The sequence below is a fragment of the Thermococcus camini genome (assembly GCF_904067545.1).
Classification (GTDB): domain Archaea; phylum Methanobacteriota_B; class Thermococci; order Thermococcales; family Thermococcaceae; genus Thermococcus; species Thermococcus camini.
Map to the genome: position 1 here is coordinate 803892 of NZ_LR881183.1, position 15884 is coordinate 819775.

Below are 15884 nucleotides of genomic sequence, written 5' to 3' on the forward strand. Positions count from 1 at the left end.
CATCACCTGTCTATGTCCGGCGGGCAGTTGTCAAGGGTCTTGAGGATGACCGGAACGTCCGCCAGGCGCGCTCCCTTCAACAGCTCCTCAAGCACGGTAACACCGTGGCTCTGGCTCGGTCCGCGAACGTGGACGCGGTACGGCTTGTGGGTTCCGTCACTGACAACGTAGGCACCGAAGTCACCCTTCGTGCTCTCAACGTGGGCGTAGGCATCTCCCTTCGGCGGCTTGAACCTCGGCAGGGCCTTTAAGCGGGCGTCCTTCACCATGTACGGCCCACTCGGCGGCCCCATGTCAAGGAGCTGCTCGAGGATGTAGAGGTCCTGCTCCATCTCGTACCTCCTCACGAGGACCCTCGCGAGACTGTCGCCCTCCTTTAGGACTGGCACCTCGAACTCGAGCTCTGGATAGAACAGATACGGGTCGTCCTTCCTGACGTCGTAGGGGACTCCTGTGGCTCTAAGGTTCGGCCCGGTGACGGCATGCTTGAGAGCAAAGCGCTTGTCCATTACACCGACTCCCTCAGTCCTCTCAAAGGTGATGTAGTTGTCAAAGAGTATCTCGTCGAAGTCCTTCATCTTGCCCTTGAGGTACTCGACGGTGTCCCTGAGCTGTCTTAACCACTTGTCTCCAGGTATATCCCTTCTAACACCTCCCGGCACGGTGTAGATGTGATAAACCCTGCCGCCGGTGAGCTCCTCGAAGAGGCGCATAAAGCGCTCACGATAAGCTGCCGCCCACTGGCCCGCTGTGTAGAGACCTATCTCGTTTCCAAAGCCCATAATCCAGAACATCCAGGCGCTCATCCTGGCCATCTCGAGGACTACCGTCCTTATCCACTGGGCCCTCTCCGGAACCTCCCAGCCGACTATCTCATCAACGGCCATGGAGTAGATGTTCTCCGGAACATCGCTCTCGGGAACACATATACGGAGGAGCAGGGCGATGTTGGTGAAGTAGGGCCTCTGCTCTGCGAGCTTCTCGAAACCGCGGTGGAGGAAACCGGGATTAACGATGGCCCTCTCTATCCTGTTGCCGTCCATCTTCAGGATTATGCTGAAGTTCTCCGTGGCCATGTGCTGTGGTCCGAAGAACAGCTCGTAGGTGTCCTTGTCTATGGGGTGAAGGTACATGTCGTGGGCCTTTGCCTCGGTTTTAAGCTCCTTCGGGACTTCCAAATTCGCCATGATCATCACCTCATATCACGTAATTGGTCTTGCTCTCGTCGTACCTGTCGAAATCCTCGCCGTAGATACTCTTGACGTAGCCGAGCATGTTGAAGTCCTTTCTGTGCGGGTGCTTCTCGTACTCCCTCGGCTCGAGGATGAACGGACCGAGCCTCGGGTTGCCCTCGTAGATTATCCCGAAGAACTCGTGGGATTCCCTCTCATAGGTCTCCGCTACCGGCCATATGTCCCTGACCGTTGGGACCCGCGGATCGTCCCTCGGGATTCTCGTCCTCACGAATGCGTGGACGCCCTCGCTCACGCTCCAGAGCTGGTAGACGAGCTCAAACTCATTCTCCTTGAGCCAGTCAACGGTGCTTATCTGCATCAGCATCTCGAACTTCTCGCTTGCTAGCTCGAGGAACTCCTTTATCCTCTCAGCGGGGACCTTGAACTCCACGCGCTTTCTTCTCCTTACGCTGCCCTCGGCGTAGGGTGCCTTCTCAAGCACCTCCGCGACGAGCTTTCCTTCCCGGGTGTCGGGGAGCTTCGAAACCTCGTTTTTCTGCTCCTCGACCTTCTCCTCCACTTTGGGCTTCTCGTTCATATCCATGCCAGCCACCTCCTGGCGTCCTTTTCGCGCCATCCTTCACCGAAGAGCTCGTCTTGGTTCTTCCTGTAGTACTCATAGTTCTCCCTATAGCGCTTCCAGCCATCTGCCGTTCCGTCTTCTATCTTGCGCATTATCTCCATTATTCCATCCATAACGGCCTCAGCTCTGGGCATGCAGCCCGCTATGGCAACGTCAACCGGCAGGTACTTGTCGAACTGCTTGACCACGTTGTAGGAATCCCAGTAAACGCCGCCGTTTATCGGGCAGGAGCCGTGTATGAGGATGTACTTCGGGTCCTGCATCATCTCGTAGGTTATGATTATCCTCTTGAGGGTCTTCGGCGTTACGTAGCCCGTGATGAGGAACAGGTCACCCATCCTCGGTGCCGGGTTGGGCATTATTCCGAAGCGCTCGAAGTCGTAGCGAGCAGTGGCCAGCGGCGGCATCTCGATACCGCCGCATCCTGTACAGAAGGCCACTATCCAGAGGCTCTTCTTCCTGGCCCACTTGAACAGGGGCTCGAAGAGCTTGAACTCCTGGAGCTCGTAGTTTATGAACTCGTCATTCTTCCTCTCGCTCATCCACATCACCTCACACCGTCAGGAGCACGGCTATTATTCCCAGTATGGTCGGCCACTTCCAGAAGAACTTGGCCGCCTGGTCGATGGTAAAGCGCGGGTAGATGCTGGCCACGAATATCGCTATGAAGAGCACCGCTATCTGCTTGACCAGCAGCTCAAGCAGGTTGCTGGCTCCGCCGAGGAAGAGCACGGCAAAGAACGCTGTCTCCGCGAAGAGCTGAACCGCATGCTGGGTGAAGAGCAGTGCCGCGTGCTTGCCGCCGTACTCGACCATCGGACCCATGGAGATTTCCGCCGGAGCGGTGATTATGTCGAAGGGCTCGAGGCCGAGCATCGCCTGGAAGACTATGTCAAAGACTATCAGTGCCAGGAGCAGCGCAGGAACGAGGATGCTCCATCCCTGAGTCTGCTGAAGGGCCACTATCTCGCTGAGCTTGAAGGTTCCCCAGTGCTGGATGAGGGCTATCAAGGCGAGACCGTAGGGCAGCTGCATGGCCACCATGGTGAGCAGACCACGCTGGACACCGACGGCTGAGTAGGGGTTGCCCGAGCTCATGGCACCGAGCATTATGCCAAGCATCGGTACCTCGAGGAGGTAGGCGACGACGATGAGGTCGGCGTTGCTGCTGAAGAGCTGGAAGTTGGCGAGGGGGATGAAGAGGAGCGCGGCTATGCTGGCGCCGAGGGCGAATATCGGTCCGAAGTCGTAGATGAAGCCGTGGCTGACGCTCTCCTTTTTGCCGAGGAGCTTGAGGGTGTCTATGATCGGCTGGTATATCGGAGGTCCGACACGCCTCTGTATCCTGGCCATTGCCTTTCTCTCAATGCCCATGAAGATGAAGCCCATGAAGGTGGCGTATATCAGCATTCCTATGACTTCAAGCACGAGTTTCCAGTCTATCATTCACAGCACCCCCCACAGCGCGAGTATAAGGAGCACTATCACCAGATACCATGAGTAGCTCTGAACGTTGCCGTTGTAGAACGCCTGCCTGAGAGAGTCCGCGAAGTCCTCCGCCATGCCCGCTAGGCGCTCGTAGAACCTGTCCCAGCTGTACTTGAGCCAGAACTCCAAGGCCTCGGCCAGTGGGCTGTAGAAGTTCTTTCTGATGCTCAGGTTGAACTCCTCCGTGACCGGGTTACCGGACTGGTAGGTGTTGGTCACGCTTATCTTCCTCACCTTTGCGCCGTAGAGGTATATCAGCCCGGCTATGGCGAGGCCTATCGTGAGGACTATCGTCACGAGCAGGGCGTTGTAGGTTCCGGTCGGGGTGACAAGCTTGTAGTAGTCGCCGCCGACTACCTCTCCACCGAGCATCTTGTTGATGTACCCCGTGACCAAGCCCGGAGCCACACCGAAGAGCAGGTTCGGGATGGCCAGTATGGTCATGGCTATCAGGAGCGGTAGCGGGGCCTCCTTGACGTCCTCAAGGTCGCTCGGCCTCTGACCGAACCACACCGCGTAGAGGAACCTGACAACATAGGCAAAGGCCAGGCCGCTTCCGAGGAATATCGCACCGGCAACGAGCGGCATGTGGGCGCTTATAGCAGCTTCGTAGATGAGCCACTTGCTGGCGAAGCCCGCCAGCGGCGGGATTCCAGCCAGGCTGAGCACCGCTATCAGACCCATCGCGAAGGTGAACGGCATCTTCTCGGCAAGGCCGCCCATGTCCTTGAACTGGGTCTTGCCGGTCTGGAGGATTATGGCGGCCGTGACGAGCCAGAAGAGGCCCTTGAAGACCGCGTGGCTGAGCACGTGGAAGAGGCCTCCCGCGAATCCCAGGGTGCTTCCGAGACCGAAGGCAAGCAGTATGTAGCCGACCTGGCCAACGGAGGAGTAGGCGAAGAGCTTCCTGATGTCCTCCTGGAGAACGGCCAGGAAGCTGGCTACCACGACGGTGATGGCACCTATCCAGGCGATTATGTACGCGAAGACCAGGTGGTCGTGGAAGGTTCCGAAGGCGGCGTAGAGCTTGTAGCCCATGAGGATGTAGAGCAGGAGGAAACCGTAAGCCCCGGCCTTGCTGAGGGCGCCGCTGAAGAAGGCGGTGTAGCTCTGATCGGTCTCGCTGTAAGCTCCGGGCGCCCAGACGTGGAGCGGGAAGGCACCGGCCTTGACGCCGAAGGCGGTCAGGAAGAGACCGAATATCACCGCCATCTCCCTGGTCGTTATAGTGCCCATGGCTGCGTCCATGTAGAGCGCCTGCCGGATGGATGCAAAGTCAAGGGCACCGGTCTTAGCGTAGAGCATTCCAATGGCTATGAGCATGGCATAGGCGCCTATGACGCTGAGCACGAAGTACTTGAGGGACTCGTGCCTGTTCCTCCTGAGCACCATCATGAAGCTGGCAAAGGTCATGAGCTCCCAGAGCAGGAAGAAGCCCACGAAGTCCTGGCTCAGGAAGACGCCGAGCACTCCTGTGAAGCTCATCAGGGCGAAGAGCCAGTCGTAGCTCTCCCTCGAGGTGACGGCCATTCCAAAGGCCATCGCGAGGCCGACGAGGGAAGCGACGGCCGCGAAGTACCAGCTCATGGTGTTGAGCTGGAACTGGAGGGTGAACCCGCTGACGGTGAGCGAGTACTCGACCGGCTCGCTGAGGACGGTTGAGTAAAGCTTGGCCAGCATGGCCAGAGGTACTGCGGCACCGATGATGCCGATTCCCTCCCTGAGACCCCTGATGTCAAGTGCCCATGCGATGACACCGGCAATCAGGGGCGCGAGGAGGATGATAAGCAGCTCGTTAATCATGCTCCCACCCCCATCAGTGGAACGTTCTTAATGTACTGGGCCACATTGAAGATGTCGTTTCCAGCCTTCTGGGCGATGCTCCAGGCGTAGTCGGGGTAAACGCCTATGACCACCACGAGGGCTGCAAGGAAGAGCAGCATGAGGCTTATTGCCAGTCCCTCGTTTATCCTCTCGCCCTCTCCGGCGAACCACATTGTGTGTATCAGCCTGAAGTAATAGACCGCCTCCACGACGCTGGCAATGAGCACGACCGCGGCTGCCCAGGCGTAGCCCGCGCCGAGGGTGGCGAGGAGGATTCTGAGCTTGCTCCAGAATATGTTGAACAGCGGTATCCCCACGGCGGCTATGGCGCCGATGGTTATGGCAAAAGCCGTTAGAGGCATTCTCTTCCCAAGCCCCTCGAACCTCTCCATCTCCGCCCCACCGAGGGTCACTGCGACGTGCCCGACGGCGAGGAACAGGAGGGCCTTAACTATAGCGTGGTTCACCATGTGGAAGACTCCGGCATCGACGCCAGCTTTGCTTCCGAGGGCGAAGGCGAGGGCTATAAGGCCTATCTGGGCTATACTGGAGTAGGCTATCATTCTCTTGACGTTCCTCTGCCTCAGTGCCGCGAACTCGGCGACGAAGACGGTGAGGGTGGCCATTATTATGAGCAGCTTGAGGACGCTGTGCCAGCTCTCGACGGCCTGCATGAGGTAGAGCAGCCTGGCCATCGCGTAGAGGCCTGCCTTGACGACGAAGGCCGAGAACATGGCCGTTATTGGGTGCGGCGCGGCCTGGTATGCGTCTGGCGCCCAGGCGTTGAGCGGGAAGAGCTCGGCCTCAACGGCTAAGCCGAAGACTATAAGCGCCAGCCCAACCTGGGCGACGGTGGCGTTCATTCCGCCGGCGAGCTGGGCTATCTGGGCCATGTTAAGGGTCCCGAGCGAGCCGTAGATGAGGGCTATGCCGATGAGGAAGAAGCTTGAGCCTATTCCTCCGAGGACGATGTACTTCATTGAGGCCTCCGCCGCCTCGCCGGTCTTGTTGTAGGCGGTTAAAGCGTAGGCGCTTATGGCCGTTATCTCCATGAAGACGAAGAGGTTGAAGATGTCTCCCGTCGCTATCATGCCGGTGGCTCCGAGCATCAGCAGGAGAAACAGCATGGCGTACTTGTCTATCGGCTCGACCTCGATAGCTTTGAGGCTGAAGACGGCCATCATGAAGCTGACCGCGGCAACGATGAGCACGAAGAGAGCCGCGAAGTGGCCGATGTAAAGGTTGATTCCAACGGGCGGTCTCCAGGCGCCGGCCATGACTATTATCGGCTGTCCGGTGGTGTAAACCTGCTGGAAGATCCACGCCGCGATTCCGGTCTGGACTGCGGTGACGGCTATGAGGTAGTACTTAACGGCCTTCTTTCCGGCGCCCTTTATCAGGGGCACGAAGAAGGCGCTTATGAGGGGCAATGCTATGAGGAGTGAAGCGTACTGCCCGTTCATCCTCTCAACCTCCTTATCTCCTCAACGTTAAGGGTTCCGTACTTTTCGTGGAGTATCATGGCGACGCTAAGGGCCATAGCTGTGGTGGCAACGCCTATGACTATTGCCGTGAGAACCAGCGCCTGGGGAATCGGATCAACGGCCTGGTTCGGCCCGATCCCCTCGCTCAGTATGGGCGCGCTCCTTCCGGCAACGTAGCCGACGCTGACCAGGAGGAGGTTCACGCCGGTCTCCATTATACTGAGCCCGATGAGCATCTTAAGGAGGTTCTTCTTAACGAGGACGGCGTAGAGGCCTATCAGTATGAGGGAGATGGCACCGAAGTAGTAGACTGAAATCATTCGCTCACCTCCTCCTTGAGCATGTTGTCGATGATTCCGCTCAGCTCGGTGCCGACCTTGAGGCCGATGATGGTGTAGATTATGGGGATGAATCCTCCGCTGAGGAGCCTGCCGATGTTGTCAACGCCGAAGCCCCAGTCCTGCCATATCCAGTCGTAGAGGAAGTAGCCACCTATGGCAAGGCCTATGAGGCCGACGAGCACGTAGGCCATTCCGACCGCGCCCTCGGTCTTCTCGAAGGCCCTGTGCGGTATCTCGTAGGTGGTAAAGGCCATGTAGAGCAGCAGGAACGCGGTGGCTATGGTGGCTCCGCCGGGGAATCCTCCACCTGGGGTGAGGTGTCCGTGGATGAAGATGTACGCACCGAAGAGCATCACAAACGGCACGAGGAGCCTGGTTCCGGTCGTGAGAACTATTGAGCCCTCGGTCCTGGCAGTCCTCTGCTTCTTCCTCCTCCAGAGGAGTGCTCCAACTCCGGTTGAGGCTATGAACAGAACGGTGACCTCACCGAGGGTATCGAATCCACGGTAGTTAACGACTATTGCGGTGACGGCATTGACCGCGCCGGTCTGTTCCTTAACGTGGTCAAGGTAGTACTGGGCAACGAGCATCCTGTCCTGCCCGAAGGGGACTCCCGCCAGCCCCTGGGCGATCCAGTAGCCTATGAGGAGCAGGGAAATTATCGCGAGCGCACGCTTGAGCATTTTCACCACCTCACCCACCAGCCGGGCTTCTCCTCTTCCTCGGTCTCAAAGCGCTGGGTCCTCTTGATGGCGAAGATGAATATCGCACCGCTGAGCGCTGCGCCTATGGCTGCCTCTGTCATCGCAACGTCCGGAGCCTGCAGCATGAAGAACAGCAGCGACGCGAATAGACTGACCGCCGCCATTCCAACGGCCGCCGCGAGCAGGTCCCTCCACTCGACGGCAAGTACTGCGGAGATTATCATTATGCCCACTATGATGTACTCGATGCAGGTTATGCAGTTCATTCCTCACCACCCTCCTCAGCGGGTGTTTCTTCGACTTCCTCCCTCTCCTTGGCCTCCAGGTGCTCGCGGTACTTATCGACAACGCTGCCCTCCCAGAGGGGTACGCCGCTCTTGTACGCTGCCCTGATGAGGGCGTGGGCGCTTATCGGGTTGGTGAGCAGCAGGAAGATCGCGATGACCACGGTCTTGGTGAGCCAGGCGGCGCTTCCGAAGTCAGTACCGAGCGCCCAGATGCCAACACCAACCATGACGCCGAGGCTTCCAAGGGTCGCGCTCTTGGTTGAAGTCTGCATTCTGTTGTACACGTCGGGCATCCTGATGAGACCCAGGGCCGACAGGAAGTAGAAGAACGTTCCTATGAGGACGAGAGCTTCCCCTATCGCGGTCAGGGCGTTCATAGTCCTCCCTCCATGTAGCGTGCGAAGGCTATGACTCCACCGAAGGCGAGTATCGCGTAGACCAGGGCCACGTCGAGGAATATCATTCTCCTGTAGTAGAGTGCGAAGAGCACCATGAGTCCCGCGGTGATGGTGGTCATGATATCAACCGCAACGAGCCTGTCGACGGTAGTCGGTCCCCTGAAAACCCTGTACACGCTGAGCAGCGTTGCTATCGCTATCAGGGCGAGGTAGATGTTTATCCCTATCATCCGAAGATCACCTTCAGGAACTTTTCGAAGGGAACGGTTATTCCCTCGGAGGAGGCCTTAACGTGCTCCTCTTCGCTCTCGGTCAGGGCCTCATCCGGAACCCATATCCAGTGGATGAAGTATTCATCTTCGTCGACGTCGAGGGTTATTGTTCCCGGCGTAAGTGTTATCGAGTTGGCCAGGGCGAGCTTTCCGACATCGCTGTTGAGGACGGTCTTGCACTTCACTATTCCGGGCCTTATGGGCCTCTTGGGGTGGAGGACCCTGTAGGCAACGTCGAGGTTGGCCTTAATCATTGCCCACAGGAAGTAGGGTATGTACGCTATCATGTACGCTATCCTCTTGGGGTTGAGGTTCGCCAGGCCGTTGGTGGTGAATATCTCGTAGGTGAATGCCGCGACTATGAGCGACAGCAGTAGGCCGAATCCTAGCTCCTGTACGTCCAGGCTGGCAGTTATGGCCAGCCATATCAAGAACAGCACGATCACCGTGTACAGGTATCTGCTTATTTTGCTTGCTTCTCCCATATCATCAACCTCCAGCGGTTGGTGGACATGTCCGAACAGAGTTAAGTGAAGCTAATCTTTGGTTTTTAACATTGACTTATAAACCTTACCTGCGAAGAACAAAGGTTTAAAACTTTTGGTTAAAATGGGGGCATCAGATTTGTTCTTTGATGACAAGAGGGGTTCTTCATGGAGCACCGCTTTATAGGAGCCAATACCTCCAGTTTGTCCATCTCCATCTGAGGGATGAGAATCCATGGGTTGCGTTTAGAAATCGGGATCCGGACGGAGGATGTTGGAACAAGAATTGCAGGATTCAAAATGATGAAAGATGGGAAGGGTGGGAACGAACCATCAGTATATCGAAATCCTCTTGACACCCTCAAGCTTGGAGAGCTCATTGATGAGGTCGCCGGGAATGGGCTTCTCGGTAATTATCGTTAGGGTTGCCTCGGGATAAAGTTCCGGGTCCTCCGCGACGACCTGGACAATGTTGATGTCGCGCTCGGCTATCTTGAGGGCTATCTTGGCGAGTATTCCTATCGCCCTTGGCTCCGGCTCTATCTCGATGACACCGTAGCCGACGTGTCTGCCGACGTACTTCATGTGAACCGTCGGCTCGAGGTTGGTGTATATCTCCTTCAGCTCGGGTATCTTGAGTATCATGCCGACGGTCTCCTTGACGACCCTCCTGTCCACGTCGAGGGCCTTGGCGATCTTGGTGTACGGAACCTCGATATCACCTGCCTTGATCTTGAGGTCATCGGAGACCTTGAGGCCGTACTTGAGGAGGGTCTTGGCTATCTGCTTCCTGACTGGATACTCGTCAAAATAATGCTCGATCTTTCCCCACATTCCATATCACCCACACTAGTCCATCGGTAGACTGTTTAATTCAATAATATTAAAATGTTTCCATGCCCGCATGATGCCAACAGGTCTTCCTTTAAAAACCTTTGGGCAGTGAGGCCCCTGGAGGCCCACCCGTGTCGGGATGTTTTATCCATCGTCGGATTTTTAAGAATGGTTCCAAACCCCGGAACATGATCGAGGTTCACCTTCCCCACGTCACCTTTGAGGATGCCGGCGAGAGCATCAGGCTGATATGGAGAGAGACCCTCTACGCGGACTTCGACAAGGGTGAGCTGGCAAGGATTATACGGCGGAAGTACCGCGTTGAGCCCGAGATAACGGTACGCAACGGGGCCATGGTCATCGACACGGACTACTCTGGCATCGAGAAGTTCGTGGCGATATACATTCAGAACAACCTGGGGGCGCTGTTAAGAAACAGGTACACCGGCAGAAAGGTCCTGTACATTCACGAGGGAATGGAAATCCCCCTGCTCGGTTACAACGCCTTCGGCCTGATTGACAGGGGGACCAACCTGATTCAGATTCGCGGCGTGAGCGGCTGCAACCTCAGCTGCGTCTTCTGCTCCGTTGATGAGGGGCCGTATTCGAGGACGAGGAAGCTCGACTACGTGGTTGATGTTGACTACCTGATGAAATGGTTCGATGAAGTTGCGAGAATAAAGGGAAAAGGCTTGGAGGCCCACCTCGACGGCCAGGGGGAGCCACTGATCTACCCCTTCCGCGTTGAGCTTGTCCAGGCACTCCGGGAACACCCGAACGTGTCCGTAATCTCAATGCAGAGCAACGGGACACTCCTCACGGACAAACTCATCGAGGAGCTGGCGGAGGCCGGCCTCGACCGTGTGAACCTTTCGCTCCACTCCCTCGACCCGGACAGGGCCAGGATGCTCATGGGAATGAAAAGCTACGACCTTGAGCACGTTCTGGACATGGCCGAGGCCATGGTGAACGCTGGCATCGACGTCCTAATCGCCCCGGTCATAATATTCGGCATAAACGACGACGAGGCCGAGGCCTTCATCGAGTTTGCAAGGAAAATCGGTGCCGGGAAGCGCTGGCCGGCCCTCGGCTTCCAGAACTACATTCCCTACAAGTTCGGAAGGAACCCCACAATAGCGAAGCTCGTTCCCTTTAAGGACTTCTACGCCTGGCTCAGGAAGCTTGAGGAGAAAACCGGAATGAAACCGCTCGTCCTGAAGCCCAAACACTTCGGAATGGAGAAGAGAGAATTTATACCCCTCTCCTTCCGGCCGGGGGAAATCATCAAGGCGGAGGTCGTCCTCCCGGGCAGGATAAAGGGCGAGATGCTCGCGAAGGCCAGGAACCGTCTCATAGAGGTCATCAACACCGACGCCGAGGTTGGGGACAGAGTGAGGGTGCGGATAGTAAGGACGAGGCACGGCATTTACATCGGAACACCCGTTTAACGCTTTTTTGCTCACAAGTCCAAAAATTATTTAAGTGCCTCCTCCAACTTCTACCCTGGTGAGTAGTTATGAAGAAGGCGCTGTTAATAGTCGTCCTTCTCACAGTTCTCGCGGTCCCAACGCTTATTATGGCCTCCCAGGACAGCGTATTTACTGAGTACTCCGGAGGAGAAGTGGTTACAAGCAGTCCGGGTATAGATGAGCGCAACTCGACCCGCGTCCCCCTTGACCCGAACGAGCTTTACATCGTGGTCGTGGCGAGGGAACCTCTGAAGTCCAAACTTGAGGTCGCCATTCCGCCTGTGGCCCGGAGGTACGGACTTGACCCGGGGGTCGTTGCCACGGAAATAGATAGCCTTCCCGCGGTTCAATTCAAGGGCAGACTGCTCGTCGTCTATGTTCTCTCGGAGGACGAGAAGGGCGGACTTCTCTCCAGGGCCTGCGAGCTGAACGTCGTTGCGTACTACTCCTCCGTCGGAGACGTCCAGAGCTTCCTGGCCGCTTACGCGACAATCAAGACAAGCGACCCCGAGGCCTTCGCGGAGGAGCTTAAGTCCCGGGCAACGATGTATCTCGGGACCAATGCGCTCCTGGGGGACGTTGGGATAGCGTGGTGGAGGGGAATGAAGGCTGAGAGGGGCCGCTTGGTTGGAGGCGATCCCTGCGAGGGCGCGGTTGAGGCCATAGCCGAAGGAGTTGGAGAGCTTCTTCAGACGTCGGGGGTGTCGTGAATGAGGAAGCTCCACCTCGCGGCCGCGGTTTTCCTGGTACTCCTTCTTGCCTTCTACTTCGGTCCCTTCGTTTTCGGAAGCTCGAAAACGGACTCCAGGGCAGTGGTGATGCCGGGCCAGGTGAACGTCTCCGCGGGTTCCGGCTTTTGCGTTTATCCCGACTCTACCCTCGGAAACCTCGTGGCATCGGAACTCAGGTCCAGGGGGTACAGGGTCCTTCTCCTATCGGCCCCCGTTGAGTGCGACGGTCAATTCTTAGCCGTCTGGGTTGAGCGGATCAACGTCACCTACTTCCCGGTCTTCGCACGGGGGCACGTCAGGGTCGGCGCGTTTTACTCAGGCTCCGGTGACCCCGGCCACCTCGACGACTCGGATTCGTCCAGAACGAAGACTCTGGGATTCTCCGGGGAGAACTGCACTTCAGGTTATGGGGTCTGCGTTCTGGTGGACGTCTCGGATGAATCCCGGGGTATCATCGGCTTTATCGGGTACAACCGGCACCTGCTGAGGGCCTCTTCCGAGGCAGTGGTCGATCGCGTCGAGCGCCTTTTGAGGGGTGAAGGCGGGTGAACCGTTCCGGGAAGATCCTTATGCTGCTGATGTTCGTGGCGTATTCAACCGTGGGCTATCTCCTCTTCACGGCCGACGTCTCGTGGAAATCCTCCGGTGAGTTCAGCCACCTCGAGAACGTGACGACGGAAAAGCGTGTAGTGGTTGATTTTCCCCTGGAGGTGGAACTTGCCTCCGACGTTTACCCGGAGTTTGGTCTTCGCGGGGATTTTGAAAGCGCCATCAAATCCTCCATCAGGGAGGTCTTCGAGGGGAGGAACATCAGTGTGGAGTTTGCCCACGTCAGGCCGGTAATAATAATGCCCGGCGAGAGTCCGCCGGATTGGATAGACGGGCCAGTGGTGGTTCTGTTCATACCCTTCCAGGGGCACGAGGATAGGTTCTACTACGAGACCTGCTACGCCAGCGTTCTGCTTTACGCGAGCTCCAGCGGCGACGTTGGGAGCTATCTTTCCGTTGAGGAAAGGTACCAGGGGGACACGGACGACCTGGGGAACTTTGCCCGTGAGCTGTTCCAGACGGCGGAGGCGAGGGAGTACAGCGGTAGGCCTTACTCCACGCTGGTTGTTTACTGGAACACCCTTGAGGTCAGGAACGGAAAGCTCAGCGGCGAGGACTGCTGGGAACTCCTTTCCCGGGAGGTGGCGAGGGAGCTGGAAGCCTGGGCGGAGACCCTGAACTAGATGAACTTCGAGCTTTTCACCTTCAGCTTTCCCTCCTTGTACAGCCCCATCAGGATTTCCGCTATCCTCTCCCCGGCCTTCCCGTCGCCGAAGGGATTCGCCGCCCCTGCCATTTTCCGGTATAACTCCCCATCCTTCAGGAGTCTCTGGAGATACCCCAGGGCGCGCTCTTTCTCCAGGCCCACGAGAACGTTGCCGCCCGCCTTTACCGTTTCCGGCCTCTCGGTGTTGTACCGGAGCGTTAGGCAGGGTACGTTGAGGATTATGGCCTCCTCCTGTATTCCGCCCGAGTCGGTCATTATCGCGAATGCATTCTTCTCGAGCTTCAAGAAGTCGAGGTAGCCGAGGGGCTTTGTCACGGTCAGGTTCTCTATCGAGGCCATCCTCTCCCAGAGGCCGAACTCCTCGAGCCTGCCCCTCGTGCGGGGATGCATCGGGTAGACCGCCCTTGTTGGAAGCCCTTCCAGAATCTCAATGAGTCTCTCAAGGTTCTCCCTTCGGTCGGTGTTCTCGGCGCGGTGGGCGGTGATGAGGACGTACTCCTTCGGCTTCAGCCCGAACCTTTCCAGAACGTCGCTCTTCCTCTCCGCCACCTCCGCGTTCTGAAGAACGGCATCCACAACGGTGTTGCCAACGACGTAAACGTTCTCAGTTATGCCCTCGCGCTCCAGGTTTTTCCGGGCCTCCTCCGTTGGGGGGAAGAGAACCTCGCTCGCGTGGTCTGCAAGAATCCTGTTTATCTCCTCCGGCATCGTCCGGTCAAAGCTTCTGAGGCCTGCCTCCACATGGGCAACGGGGATTTTGAGCTTGACGCTGGCTAGAGCCCCGGCCAGCACGGTGTTGGTGTCCCCCTGAACGAGCACGACGTCTGGCCTCTCGTCCACCAGGACCTTCTCGATCTTAATCATCGCGAGACCCGTCTGCTCGGCCTGCGTTCCCGAACCGACCTCAAGGTGATGGTCTATGGGGGGCATCTCCAGCTCTTCCAGAAAGACGCTGCTCATCTCGTAGTCGTAGTGCTGTCCGGTGTGAATCAGGAGCGGCTCAACGCCCCTATCAAGGAACGCCCGTATTACCGGCGCGAGCTTTATTATCTCCGGTCGGGTTCCGAATACAAAGGCTGGTTTCAATACTCTCCCCTCCCAACGCCTTTGAAGACGAACCCTTCGGGCGGCATCTCGACCACGTGACGGCCGTCGATGAGAACGCGGTTCCGCATGAGCTTCCCGAGGGTTTCCCAGTCGAGGGATCTGAAGACCGTGTGGTCCGTCGCTATTACTACCGCGTCGGCGCCCCTCAGGGCCTCCTCAAGGCTCCCGTGGGTTCCTTCCACGAACGGGTCATAGGTTCTTACCTCCGCCACGTCATCCACGATGGCTTCCACGAATGCGGAGGCGGGGGAGTTCCTGGTGTCGTCGCTGTCCCCCTTGTAAGCCAGCCCAAGGACCGCGACCACGGCCTTTTCCGGCGGGAGGTTGATGGTTCTCAGCGCCTCGAAAAGAAGATCCTTGGCGAGGAGGGGCATACCGTCGTTTATCTCCCGCGCGAGCCTTATGAGGCCAAAGTCGTCCCTCGCCGGCCAGACGAGCAGGTGGGGGTCCTTTGGAAGGCAGTGGCCGCCAACGCCTATCCCCGGAACGTGGATTTTAACGCGCGGGTGGCTGTTGGCCAGTTCTATCGCCTCGAAGACGTTTATCCCGTACTGGTGGGCGAGGTATGCGAACTCGTTTGCGAGGGCGATGTTAACGTCCCTGAACGTGTTCTCCATGAGCTTGACGACCTCACTGACGGTTGATTTTGTCCTGAATACCTGTCCTTTGACGAAGGAGCGGTAGAGCCTTTCGGCAATCTCGGCGCTTTCGGGGGTTATCCCACCGAGAATGCGCGAGTTGTACACCAGCTCCCGGAATATCCTGCCCGGCATCACCCTCTCCGGCGCGTGGACCATGTAAAAATCCCTTCCCGGCTTCAATCCGGTCAGCTCCTCGATGAACTCGGCCATTCTAACCGTCGTGAGTGGTGGAATGGTGCTCTCGATAACGATGAGTGCGCCCGGTTTCATAGCCTTTGCGACGGTTTCAACGGCGCTTTCCAGATAGGTGAGGTTGGGCGTCCTGTCCTCCCTCAGGGGCGTTTGGACACAGATTATGTAAACGTCCTTTTCTCTGATGTCTGCGGGGTTCGACGTTGCCCGCAGCTTTCCGCTCTCAATGACCTTCCTGAGGAGATCGTCTATGTCCGGCTCGACTATATGGGCCTTTCCGGAGTTTATTCTCTCAACAACATCTTTTCTTATTTCATACCCGGTAACATTGAAGCCCGCATTGGCGAACATTATCGCGGTCGGGAGGCCTATGTACCCGAGGCCGATGACGGCTATCTCTGCCATTCTCTTCTCTATCCTGTCCCGCATTCGTGTCACCCATCAACGCTTTTCCCGCATGAATAAAAGCCTTTTCCAGAAAACGGTTTCCGCCCCGGTTTCCTGGAATCCAGGGGTTTTTGCACTATTTTGCG

At 57.3% G+C, this 15884-nt stretch carries 19 protein-coding genes; 4 read left to right on the plus strand and 15 right to left on the minus strand.

Annotated elements, in window-relative coordinates; all coding sequences use genetic code 11:
- Positions 1-2 precede the first annotated feature (2 nt).
- From TIRI35C_RS04300 to TIRI35C_RS04360, 13 genes are all read right to left on the minus strand, one after another.
- Complete coding sequence (locus tag TIRI35C_RS04300; RefSeq protein WP_188201868.1) at positions 3-1187, minus strand: NADH-quinone oxidoreductase subunit D; 1185 nt, start codon at positions 1185-1187, stop codon at positions 3-5.
- A 10-nt stretch (positions 1188-1197) separates the two neighbouring features.
- Positions 1198-1779 carry an NADH-quinone oxidoreductase subunit C gene (locus tag TIRI35C_RS04305; RefSeq protein WP_188201869.1) on the minus strand — a complete coding sequence of 194 codons (582 nt, stop codon included), beginning with the start codon at positions 1777-1779 and terminating at the stop codon, positions 1198-1200.
- On the minus strand, positions 1770-2360 hold the full coding sequence (locus TIRI35C_RS04310; protein ID WP_188201870.1) for a NuoB/complex I 20 kDa subunit family protein: 591 nt from the start codon (positions 2358-2360) through the stop codon (positions 1770-1772). The genes TIRI35C_RS04305 and TIRI35C_RS04310 overlap by 10 nt, the downstream gene beginning before the upstream one ends.
- A 10-nt stretch (positions 2361-2370) precedes the next feature.
- Positions 2371-3264 carry a respiratory chain complex I subunit 1 family protein gene (locus TIRI35C_RS04315; protein ID WP_188201871.1) on the minus strand — a complete coding sequence of 298 codons (894 nt, stop codon included), beginning with the start codon at positions 3262-3264 and terminating at the stop codon, positions 2371-2373.
- Positions 3265-5109, minus strand: coding sequence for a proton-conducting transporter transmembrane domain-containing protein (locus TIRI35C_RS04320; protein WP_188201872.1), 1845 nt, complete (start codon positions 5107-5109; stop codon positions 3265-3267).
- Positions 5106-6593 carry a proton-conducting transporter transmembrane domain-containing protein gene (locus TIRI35C_RS04325; protein WP_188201873.1) on the minus strand — a complete coding sequence of 496 codons (1488 nt, stop codon included), beginning with the start codon at positions 6591-6593 and terminating at the stop codon, positions 5106-5108. Before TIRI35C_RS04325 ends, TIRI35C_RS04320 begins: the two co-directional genes overlap by 4 nt.
- Entirely contained in the window at positions 6590-6934 is a 345-nt protein-coding gene (locus tag TIRI35C_RS04330; RefSeq protein WP_014012133.1) for an NADH-quinone oxidoreductase subunit K, read from the minus strand. The genes TIRI35C_RS04325 and TIRI35C_RS04330 overlap by 4 nt, the downstream gene beginning before the upstream one ends.
- On the minus strand, positions 6931-7638 hold the full coding sequence (locus tag TIRI35C_RS04335) for a Na(+)/H(+) antiporter subunit B (RefSeq protein ID WP_188201874.1): 708 nt from the start codon (positions 7636-7638) through the stop codon (positions 6931-6933). The genes TIRI35C_RS04330 and TIRI35C_RS04335 overlap by 4 nt, the downstream gene beginning before the upstream one ends.
- A gap of 2 nt (positions 7639-7640) precedes the next feature.
- The gene (locus TIRI35C_RS04340) at positions 7641-7925 is read right to left on the minus strand and encodes a DUF4040 domain-containing protein (RefSeq protein WP_014788046.1); all 285 of its coding nucleotides are present in this window, start codon (positions 7923-7925) and stop codon (positions 7641-7643) included.
- On the minus strand, positions 7922-8323 hold the full coding sequence (gene mnhG / locus TIRI35C_RS04345) for a monovalent cation/H(+) antiporter subunit G (RefSeq protein ID WP_188201875.1): 402 nt from the start codon (positions 8321-8323) through the stop codon (positions 7922-7924). The genes TIRI35C_RS04340 and mnhG overlap by 4 nt, the downstream gene beginning before the upstream one ends.
- Entirely contained in the window at positions 8320-8574 is a 255-nt protein-coding gene (locus tag TIRI35C_RS04350; RefSeq protein WP_188201876.1) for a monovalent cation/H+ antiporter complex subunit F, read from the minus strand. The genes mnhG and TIRI35C_RS04350 overlap by 4 nt, the downstream gene beginning before the upstream one ends.
- Positions 8571-9101 (minus strand): Na+/H+ antiporter subunit E, encoded by a 531-nt coding sequence (locus tag TIRI35C_RS04355; RefSeq protein ID WP_188201877.1) that lies wholly within the window; start codon positions 9099-9101, stop codon positions 8571-8573. Before TIRI35C_RS04355 ends, TIRI35C_RS04350 begins: the two co-directional genes overlap by 4 nt.
- A gap of 333 nt (positions 9102-9434) precedes the next feature.
- Positions 9435-9935 (minus strand): hypothetical protein, encoded by a 501-nt coding sequence (locus tag TIRI35C_RS04360; RefSeq protein WP_014788042.1) that lies wholly within the window; start codon positions 9933-9935, stop codon positions 9435-9437.
- 188 nt (positions 9936-10123) lie between these two features.
- Between TIRI35C_RS04360 and TIRI35C_RS04365 the strand changes: the two genes are divergently transcribed.
- The 4 genes from TIRI35C_RS04365 to TIRI35C_RS04380 all read left to right on the plus strand — a co-directional run bounded on the left by TIRI35C_RS04365 (position 10124) and on the right by TIRI35C_RS04380 (position 13367).
- Positions 10124-11383, plus strand: coding sequence for a radical SAM protein (locus tag TIRI35C_RS04365; protein WP_188201878.1), 1260 nt, complete (start codon positions 10124-10126; stop codon positions 11381-11383).
- Between the two features lie 68 nt (positions 11384-11451).
- Complete coding sequence (locus TIRI35C_RS04370; protein ID WP_188201879.1) at positions 11452-12114, plus strand: hypothetical protein; 663 nt, start codon at positions 11452-11454, stop codon at positions 12112-12114.
- On the plus strand, positions 12115-12684 hold the full coding sequence (locus TIRI35C_RS04375) for a hypothetical protein (protein WP_188201880.1): 570 nt from the start codon (positions 12115-12117) through the stop codon (positions 12682-12684).
- Positions 12681-13367 carry a hypothetical protein gene (locus TIRI35C_RS04380; RefSeq protein ID WP_188201881.1) on the plus strand — a complete coding sequence of 229 codons (687 nt, stop codon included), beginning with the start codon at positions 12681-12683 and terminating at the stop codon, positions 13365-13367. Before TIRI35C_RS04375 ends, TIRI35C_RS04380 begins: the two co-directional genes overlap by 4 nt.
- On the opposite strand, the gene wecB is transcribed toward TIRI35C_RS04380, so the two are convergent.
- Together wecB and TIRI35C_RS04390 are read right to left on the minus strand one after the other, a co-directional pair.
- The gene (gene wecB, locus TIRI35C_RS04385) at positions 13364-14497 is read right to left on the minus strand and encodes a non-hydrolyzing UDP-N-acetylglucosamine 2-epimerase (protein ID WP_188201882.1); all 1134 of its coding nucleotides are present in this window, start codon (positions 14495-14497) and stop codon (positions 13364-13366) included. The genes TIRI35C_RS04380 and wecB overlap by 4 nt on opposite strands.
- Complete coding sequence (locus tag TIRI35C_RS04390) at positions 14494-15780, minus strand: UDP-N-acetyl-D-mannosamine dehydrogenase (RefSeq protein WP_188203020.1); 1287 nt, start codon at positions 15778-15780, stop codon at positions 14494-14496. Before TIRI35C_RS04390 ends, wecB begins: the two co-directional genes overlap by 4 nt.
- Positions 15781-15884: the final 104 nt, after the last annotated feature.

Coding starts and splice junctions, on each gene's coding strand:
- TIRI35C_RS04340 (WP_014788046.1), bottom strand. CDS start 7,925: ATGAACTGCATAACCTGCATCGAGTACATCATAGTGGGCATAATGATA.
- TIRI35C_RS04310 (WP_188201870.1), bottom strand. CDS start 2,360: ATGAGCGAGAGGAAGAATGACGAGTTCATAAACTACGAGCTCCAGGAG.
- TIRI35C_RS04365 (WP_188201878.1), top strand. CDS start 10,124: ATGATCGAGGTTCACCTTCCCCACGTCACCTTTGAGGATGCCGGCGAG.
- TIRI35C_RS04325 (WP_188201873.1), bottom strand. CDS start 6,593: ATGAACGGGCAGTACGCTTCACTCCTCATAGCATTGCCCCTCATAAGC.
- TIRI35C_RS04375 (WP_188201880.1), top strand. CDS start 12,115: ATGAGGAAGCTCCACCTCGCGGCCGCGGTTTTCCTGGTACTCCTTCTT.
- TIRI35C_RS04330 (WP_014012133.1), bottom strand. CDS start 6,934: ATGATTTCAGTCTACTACTTCGGTGCCATCTCCCTCATACTGATAGGC.
- TIRI35C_RS04355 (WP_188201877.1), bottom strand. CDS start 9,101: ATGGGAGAAGCAAGCAAAATAAGCAGATACCTGTACACGGTGATCGTG.
- TIRI35C_RS04320 (WP_188201872.1), bottom strand. CDS start 5,109: ATGATTAACGAGCTGCTTATCATCCTCCTCGCGCCCCTGATTGCCGGT.
- TIRI35C_RS04315 (WP_188201871.1), bottom strand. CDS start 3,264: ATGATAGACTGGAAACTCGTGCTTGAAGTCATAGGAATGCTGATATAC.
- TIRI35C_RS04350 (WP_188201876.1), bottom strand. CDS start 8,574: ATGATAGGGATAAACATCTACCTCGCCCTGATAGCGATAGCAACGCTG.
- TIRI35C_RS04370 (WP_188201879.1), top strand. CDS start 11,452: ATGAAGAAGGCGCTGTTAATAGTCGTCCTTCTCACAGTTCTCGCGGTC.
- TIRI35C_RS04300 (WP_188201868.1), bottom strand. CDS start 1,187: ATGGCGAATTTGGAAGTCCCGAAGGAGCTTAAAACCGAGGCAAAGGCC.
- mnhG (WP_188201875.1), bottom strand. CDS start 8,323: ATGAACGCCCTGACCGCGATAGGGGAAGCTCTCGTCCTCATAGGAACG.
- TIRI35C_RS04360 (WP_014788042.1), bottom strand. CDS start 9,935: ATGTGGGGAAAGATCGAGCATTATTTTGACGAGTATCCAGTCAGGAAG.
- TIRI35C_RS04335 (WP_188201874.1), bottom strand. CDS start 7,638: ATGCTCAAGCGTGCGCTCGCGATAATTTCCCTGCTCCTCATAGGCTAC.
- TIRI35C_RS04390 (WP_188203020.1), bottom strand. CDS start 15,780: ATGCGGGACAGGATAGAGAAGAGAATGGCAGAGATAGCCGTCATCGGC.
- TIRI35C_RS04305 (WP_188201869.1), bottom strand. CDS start 1,779: ATGGATATGAACGAGAAGCCCAAAGTGGAGGAGAAGGTCGAGGAGCAG.